General features: G+C 45.8%; 7 protein-coding genes. 5 read left to right on the top strand and 2 right to left on the bottom strand.

The genetic code is table 11. The annotated features are described in order from the left end of the window. Together Q0C15_RS01635 and Q0C15_RS01640 are read right to left on the bottom strand one after the other, a co-directional pair. Positions 1-877, bottom strand: an 877-nt coding sequence (locus Q0C15_RS01635) for a hypothetical protein (RefSeq protein WP_297215294.1), incomplete at its 3' end; no start/stop codon positions are given. Positions 878-1,063: 186 nt separating this feature from the next. Continuing rightward, positions 1,064-1,273 carry a hypothetical protein gene (locus Q0C15_RS01640; protein WP_297215296.1) on the bottom strand — a complete coding sequence of 70 codons (210 nt, stop codon included), beginning with the start codon at positions 1,271-1,273 and terminating at the stop codon, positions 1,064-1,066. Positions 1,274-1,408: 135 nt separating this feature from the next. On the opposite strand from Q0C15_RS01640, the gene Q0C15_RS01645 reads away from it, so the two are divergent. The 5 genes from Q0C15_RS01645 to Q0C15_RS01665 all read left to right on the top strand — a co-directional run bounded on the left by Q0C15_RS01645 (position 1,409) and on the right by Q0C15_RS01665 (position 6,291). Continuing rightward, positions 1,409-2,389, top strand: a complete 981-nt coding sequence (locus Q0C15_RS01645; RefSeq protein ID WP_297215298.1) for a sulfite exporter TauE/SafE family protein — start codon at positions 1,409-1,411, stop codon at positions 2,387-2,389. Further along, positions 2,389-2,775 (top strand): DUF1634 domain-containing protein, encoded by a 387-nt coding sequence (locus tag Q0C15_RS01650; protein ID WP_297215300.1) that lies wholly within the window; start codon positions 2,389-2,391, stop codon positions 2,773-2,775. The genes Q0C15_RS01645 and Q0C15_RS01650 overlap by 1 nt, the downstream gene beginning before the upstream one ends. 109 nt (positions 2,776-2,884) lie before the next feature. Next, positions 2,885-4,339 carry an NAD(P)-dependent oxidoreductase gene (locus Q0C15_RS01655; protein ID WP_297215301.1) on the top strand — a complete coding sequence of 485 codons (1,455 nt, stop codon included), beginning with the start codon at positions 2,885-2,887 and terminating at the stop codon, positions 4,337-4,339. Positions 4,340-4,494: 155 nt separating this feature from the next. Further along, positions 4,495-5,706: a 2,3-bisphosphoglycerate-independent phosphoglycerate mutase gene (locus Q0C15_RS01660; protein ID WP_297215303.1), complete on the top strand. Its 1,212-nt coding sequence runs from the start codon at positions 4,495-4,497 to the stop codon at positions 5,704-5,706. 48 nt (positions 5,707-5,754) lie between these two features. Then, positions 5,755-6,291: a hypothetical protein gene (locus tag Q0C15_RS01665; RefSeq protein WP_297215304.1), complete on the top strand. Its 537-nt coding sequence runs from the start codon at positions 5,755-5,757 to the stop codon at positions 6,289-6,291. The last annotated feature ends 199 nt before the right edge of the window (positions 6,292-6,490 follow it).

The raw sequence follows: 6,490 nt of genomic DNA on the forward strand, positions 1-6,490 counted from the left end.
GGAGGGTGAAGGCAAAGGATATGGATATGGTCGAAATAGAGGTGGTGCCGAATCCGAAGAGGTAATTCCAACCCACGTTCTTTGTGACGCCAGCCAAGGAAGAAACGGGAAGTCCGGCAACAGCATCCGATATCATCAATAGCCCCAGCAGGGTATTTCCTCCGGCCAGCGCATAGAGGGAGAGACGCCGCATGCCCGTCGAACCAAACAGAGACATAAGAAACATCGCAACAGAGAGCACAAGATACACGACAAGGCCGAGCCAGTGATAGTAGGCTGCCGTGAAGAGTATTCGATCAAAGATTATAAGATACAGCGCAAGAGCCGCCGTTATGATGAATGATGCAGACCTGACTATCTGGGCATAGCCCGAGAAGAAAACAGTAAAGAGCACAATGAACACTATGAAGAGACCAATTGAAAGGCCGCCAATGACGAATGGCACGTAATTCACATGAACCGCAGGGGTGACAGGTGGAGGCGATGGAGGAGAAACAGTCGCGTTGGTCACATCCACGGTGACAGTTGTTGGCGATGTGGATGGATCGTCCCCACTTGCGCTCAGCTGGATCGTGTATGTCCCAGGAGATACAGTCTTGCCCACCGTGATCGTAGCGGTACCGGAAAATGGCGGATCACCGCTGCCGTCACTGAAAGTTACAGTTATGCCCGAAGGGGCTGTGGCGGATATGCTGGTACCCCATGTTGATCCGGACACTAGTTTTACGGAGTAGCTTATGGATGATGAAGATCCTGCAGGTATAGAGACTGTGGAGGGCGATACAGATATTGAGCTTGTTCCGGACGATGCCAGTGCTGTGGCAGGGATCATAAGCAGGAATCCAACAATCAATATGATCAACAGCGAGGATTTCATAATTATAAAACTAAATGATTAAATATAAGCAGTATGTTCTGATTGTTATTATAAATCATTATTAGATATTAAAAAATAATAGTTTCGATTTATCCGCATATAACGATCTTCGGATAGACTTGTTCCAGATCCGATGTAGCTTTCAAGTGAAGATGATAGTCATCGATGCGCTAGTGTATTGGGGCGTCAGAGGTTAAAATGCCTGATGATTTTCCCGGATTCATCAAAATAATAGACCGTAGCTCTATCCTCATTCCTGACCTTGTATTTAACTATGATCGAATACTCCTTGAGCGTATCATCATGTTTCAGCGGCTCTGCGCTTATGAATTTCAGATCTGAATAACGCATTTTAAGATCATCGGTTACCTTGGAGATGGCTTCATCCCTTTCCATACTTCCCTATCATGTAAAGTTAATTAACATTTTGTGTCGTATTTCTGCCAGAATCGGGAAGAATTTTAACGATTCTGTTCTAATGATTACCAGATAACGAGAAATAATTTATAAAAAAAGGTGATATCGCAGAGAATGTTAACGCTCATTGAGATCATAATCAGATTTCTGTCAATAGTTGCCGGTGCTTTCATCGCCGGTCTAATAGGATCCCTCACCGGTCTTGGAGGCGGTACCGTTCTCGTTCCGGTTCTAACGCTGTTCTATGGCATACCTATAATTTATGCGACAGGCGCAAGCCTCATTTCCACCATAGCCACAAGCGCGGGTTCTGCTAGTGCCTATGCCAAGGAGAAGATAGCTAATATAAGGCTCGGCGTTGGACTGGAGGTTGCAACAACGACGGGTGCAATAGTCGGATCGCTGACAGCCGTGTTCATCTACGATCATCACCTCTCATGGTTGATCTACGTCATATTCGGATTTGTTCTTCTTGGATCCCTTGTTCCCACGATCCAGCGTGGGAAATATGAAATACCCAAGATGCTGAAGCCTGACTGGACAACCAGAATCTTTCAGCTCTCTGGATCCTATTACGATGCAAGATTGCACAAGAATGTTGAATACTCCGGCGTGAGATGGTGGTTGGGTGAGATCATAATGTTCTTTGCCGGCATGATCTCTGGTCTTCTGGGCATAGGCAGTGGCGCTCTGAAGGTTCTTGGAATGGACTGGGCCATAAATCTACCCATGAAGGTTACGACCACTTCAAGCAACTTTATGATAGGCATAACGGCTGCAACTGGCAGCTCAATCTACTGGTATGCAGGATATATACAGCCTTTCATAGCCGCAGCTACGGCGATCGGGGTGCTGATAGGAGCCTTTCTTGGTGCCAAGATCCTTGTCAGGATAACAAACAGAAGCATCAGATGGATATTCTTTGCAATATTGATGTTTCTAGGCATACAGATGGTTCTCAAGGGCTTCTACATAATAAGGGTGATTTTGATATCTCCATATGTGCAGTTTGCAATATCCACTGTGATCTCCATAATTGCCATCGTGATTATGTACCATGTAATGAAGAAGATAGAGGAGAAGGGTGAGGCCTGATGCGTTTTGATCGTGATCTTGCTATAAGTTATGCGCTTAGAGTCGGAGTATCCATAAGCATGTTCTTCATAATTTTCGGTGTGCTGTTGATCTTCATAAAAAATGGTGGGTCTGGATTTACCCTAGCCCAGATAGCAAGCTACAACCCACAGTTAAAGGTGAATTCAAGATACATATATCTAGGTCTAATACCTGAAGGACTGGTCCATCTGGACGGCATTTTCTTCATAGCCACCGGCCTGTGGGTTCTTGTCTTCACACCAATCACCAGCGTGATCATTGCTTTAATATCCTTCCTCCTGACAAAGAATAGGCTCTACATAGCATTGAGCATAATTGTCCTCTTCAATCTGTTCTTCGCTATGCTGGTAATTCCACATATATGAGGCGTTCCGCATGTATGAAAGAAACTCTGTAATTGCAGGACATTTAGATTTAAGGCTGAAAACTAAAGAATGTTTATTAGTCAATTTAAGATAGCAAAGGTGTGATCCCATGCTTAGTTTTGAAAGAGTCCGGATAAAAAAGGCTGAACCTGGGGAAAGGGCTAAGACGTTTGATTTGGAACCGCTGGATAATTATACCGATGAGGAGGCAATTGCCGAGGCAAGCAGATGCTTAGGCTGCAATATGTGTTCTGCAGCATGCCCCGCCAGTCTGGACATATCTGGCTACATAAGGAGCACGGCGGCTGGAGATCCGGCTCAGACAGTGAGGATCATCATGGAAACCCTTCCCTTTCCAGCCATAATAGGCAGGGTATGCACGCACATGTGTGAAGATGTGTGCGTCATGTACGATGGTGGGGGCCCGATAGCCATAAGACACCTGAAGCGTTATGCTGCGGACAAGTTTGATGACTATGGGGAGATTCTCAGACCACAGAAGAGAAAGTTCATAGGGAAGAAGGTGGCAGTGATTGGAGGTGGTCCGGCAGGCCTGACCGTGGCCTATTATCTGAGTCTCCAAGGGGTAAAAGTCACGGTGTTCGAGGAGAGGCCTGCCCTTGGGGGATTCATGAAGACCGGCATACCAAGATACAGACTGCCGCAGAGCGTCCTAGATAAGGAGATAGGGTACATAATATCCAGAGGTGTGGATGTCAAACTAAACACCAAGGTGGGAAGGGACATATCATTCGATCAGATAATGAAGAGTTATGATGCCGTGTTTCTAGGTGTTGGGAACCATAAACCCAGGATGACCGGTACGCCAGGCAGCGATGCGCCGAATGTGATGCACGCCACAGAGTTCCTCGAGAGAGTGAGTTTCGGCGAAAAGATAGAGGTGGGAGATACGGTGGCAGTTATTGGTGGAGGTTTCACAGCCAATGACTCAGCTAGAACCTCACTCCGGCTCGGCGCCAAGCATGTATACATAATGTACAGAAGGAGAGATGTGGACAGGCCCGGTTATCCAAGCATGAATGCGGATGAGGAGATGGAGGAGGCAGAGGAGGAGAACGTTGAATATGTGTGGGAAGTGACTCCATTTGAATACGTGAAAGAAAACGGCAGAGTAGTTGCAATGAAATACTGGAAGAATGAGATGGTCAAGGAGGGAAAGGGAAGAGCAAAGCCTGTACCAATAAAGGATAAAGTATACACAATAAATGTGGATATGGTCATCGAGGCCACAGGTCAGGAAACCGATTATTCCTTCCTAGGTGATTACGTTAAGAAGCTGAGGCTGAATCCACATGGCGAGCCCATCATCGATCAGAATGGAATGACCTCTATCGAGGGCGTATTCTCGGGTGGAGATTCCACGAACCCGAATCGTGATCTCATAAGTGCTGTCAGGGACGGCGATATAGCAGTTCAAGGAATACTCAGATATCTCAATGTGATGGATCAGGTATCGTACGAGGATCTGCCCATACTGGACAGGTTCAAACCATACTCATATACTGCTGCACAGGAGGCCTATGCCACCAGAGGATTGATCTGAAGGAGAGGCATACATCTCCCAGTTTATAAACATTTTGCATGCGATATAGATATCACCATAATTTTTATAATTAAATATAAATTTGCTTATATATATTCCGCTATTCTATCACCCGGCACTGATCCTTTATATTCAGGAGGTAAATCGATGAAACGATGAAGAGCATCATACTGATAGTCCTCGACGGCCTTGGTGACAGACCTGGATCCGAACTGAAGAATAGAACACCGCTTCAGGCGGCTTTCAGGCCCAACCTGAACTGGATAGCTTCCCATGGAATAAATGGAATAATGCATCCAATATCCCCCGGCATCAGATGCGGTTCCGATACCTCGCACATGTCCCTTCTCGGTTATGATCCAAAGATATACTACCCGGGCAGGGGCCCATTTGAGGCTCTGGGGCTTGGTATAAATATAAATCCTGGTGATCTGGCCTTCAGAGCAAATTTTGCCACAAACATAAACGGAAAGATCACAGACAGGAGAGCAGGAAGGGAGAACAGGGGCAATGATGCATTAGCATCCGCTATTAGCATCGATATGGGCGACTATAAATTCAGGGTAAAGAGCGGAGTTGAACATCGAGCTGCACTGGTGGTGTCTGGCCCAGATCTATCTGACAGGGTCACAGATTCGGATCCGCATAAGGAAGGTTTGCCACCAGAACGCATAAGATCGCTGGATCCGTCTGCAGATCGCACAGCAGAGATCATCAATGCCTATCTCGATCGAGCGAGGGAAATACTCTCCAATCATGAGGTCAACAGAGAAAGGGCAAAGAATGGAAAGCTGCCCGGTAATGAACTCCTGATCAGAAGCCCAGGCAAGGTGCCTGATATCCCGTCGTTCCTGGAGAAGAACCATATGAAAGGCGCCTGTGTTGTAGGAAGCCCATGGCTAAAGGGCCTATGCAGTCTTCTCAGAATGGATGTCTTTGACGTTCCAGGTGCCACAGGAACCGTTGGATCAAACTATAGAGGGAAAATCGAAAAGGCCGTTCAGCTGACAGAAAGCCATGACTTCATTCTTGTGAACATAAAGGCGACGGACGTTGCCGGCCATGATGGGAATTATCTGCTCAAGAGAGAGGTGATCGAAGAAATAGATAAAGGTCTTGAGCCGCTGAGAACCATAGGTGAAAGAACCGTATTATGCATAACAGGCGACCATAGCACGCCGTGCTCATTCAGGGATCATTCAGGTGATCCGGTTCCTATCGTTTTCTACACGGATGGTGTTATGAATGACGGTGTTCAGTTTTTCGACGAATTTTCCTCGAGCCATGGATCATTACGTATAACAAGCTATAACGTCATGGACATATTGATGCAGCTTGCCGGTAGATCTGAGAAATTTGGATCTTAGTGTTTGGTCATAGATAAACTAAAATACTATTTTTGTTTTTGTCAGACAATGGCATATTCCATGGCTGGTGTCAAGGAAGAAATATCGAATGAGAAAAATGTGTATTCACTCTATTCTGGTTTCGCCTACATGCTACTCTTTTCTGTCATACTCTGGTGGCTACCTGTCGCCGGACCCGCCCTAGCTGGTTATCTGGGAGGAAGAAAATCTGGAAACATGAGAAACGGCTTCATCAGTTCTCTCGCCGTATCCGGACTTTTTGTGATAATAGCGGTGCTGCTCTATCCGTTCAGAACCGGTGCTCTGGGAATCGCCGAGAAATACGTAGGTTATGGAGTCCTGCCACTCTCTACCAGCGGTGTAGTATCAATTTCAAACTTTGCCACCTACCTGTATTCATATGCCGGTGTCATTTACACCTTTTTCATAATTGTACCTTCTTCAATTGCCATACTCATAGCCTTTTCGCTTACTGGTGGCTTCGTCTCATCATTGAAGAATGGAGAGGAAACTAAAGTTACCGTGCAGAAGGTAGATTACGAGGACGATGTGGACGAGGAAGACAGCAAGTACGATTATCTGTGAACTGATCTGATATCAAATATCGAATTATTAGGCGAAAAACGAGTTTGCCCGCACTTATAAATATTAATACTACTGCAATCAGGCTTTCGAAGCTTAAGCCTATATCTGAATATTTTTAAAAGAGAAGTTGGGGGTTTGGGGGAAGCTGTAAATCTCAACAGCTTTAGCGATGAGATACACGGACTTCCCTCAATGTAGA

The sequence above is a fragment of the Thermoplasma sp. genome (assembly GCF_023256435.1).
Classification (GTDB): Archaea; Thermoplasmatota; Thermoplasmata; order Thermoplasmatales; family Thermoplasmataceae; genus Thermoplasma.

Coding starts and splice junctions, on each gene's coding strand:
- Q0C15_RS01640 (WP_297215296.1), bottom strand. CDS start 1,273: ATGGAAAGGGATGAAGCCATCTCCAAGGTAACCGATGATCTTAAAATG.
- Q0C15_RS01645 (WP_297215298.1), top strand. CDS start 1,409: ATGTTAACGCTCATTGAGATCATAATCAGATTTCTGTCAATAGTTGCC.
- Q0C15_RS01650 (WP_297215300.1), top strand. CDS start 2,389: ATGCGTTTTGATCGTGATCTTGCTATAAGTTATGCGCTTAGAGTCGGA.
- Q0C15_RS01655 (WP_297215301.1), top strand. CDS start 2,885: ATGCTTAGTTTTGAAAGAGTCCGGATAAAAAAGGCTGAACCTGGGGAA.
- Q0C15_RS01660 (WP_297215303.1), top strand. CDS start 4,495: ATGAAGAGCATCATACTGATAGTCCTCGACGGCCTTGGTGACAGACCT.
- Q0C15_RS01665 (WP_297215304.1), top strand. CDS start 5,755: ATGGCATATTCCATGGCTGGTGTCAAGGAAGAAATATCGAATGAGAAA.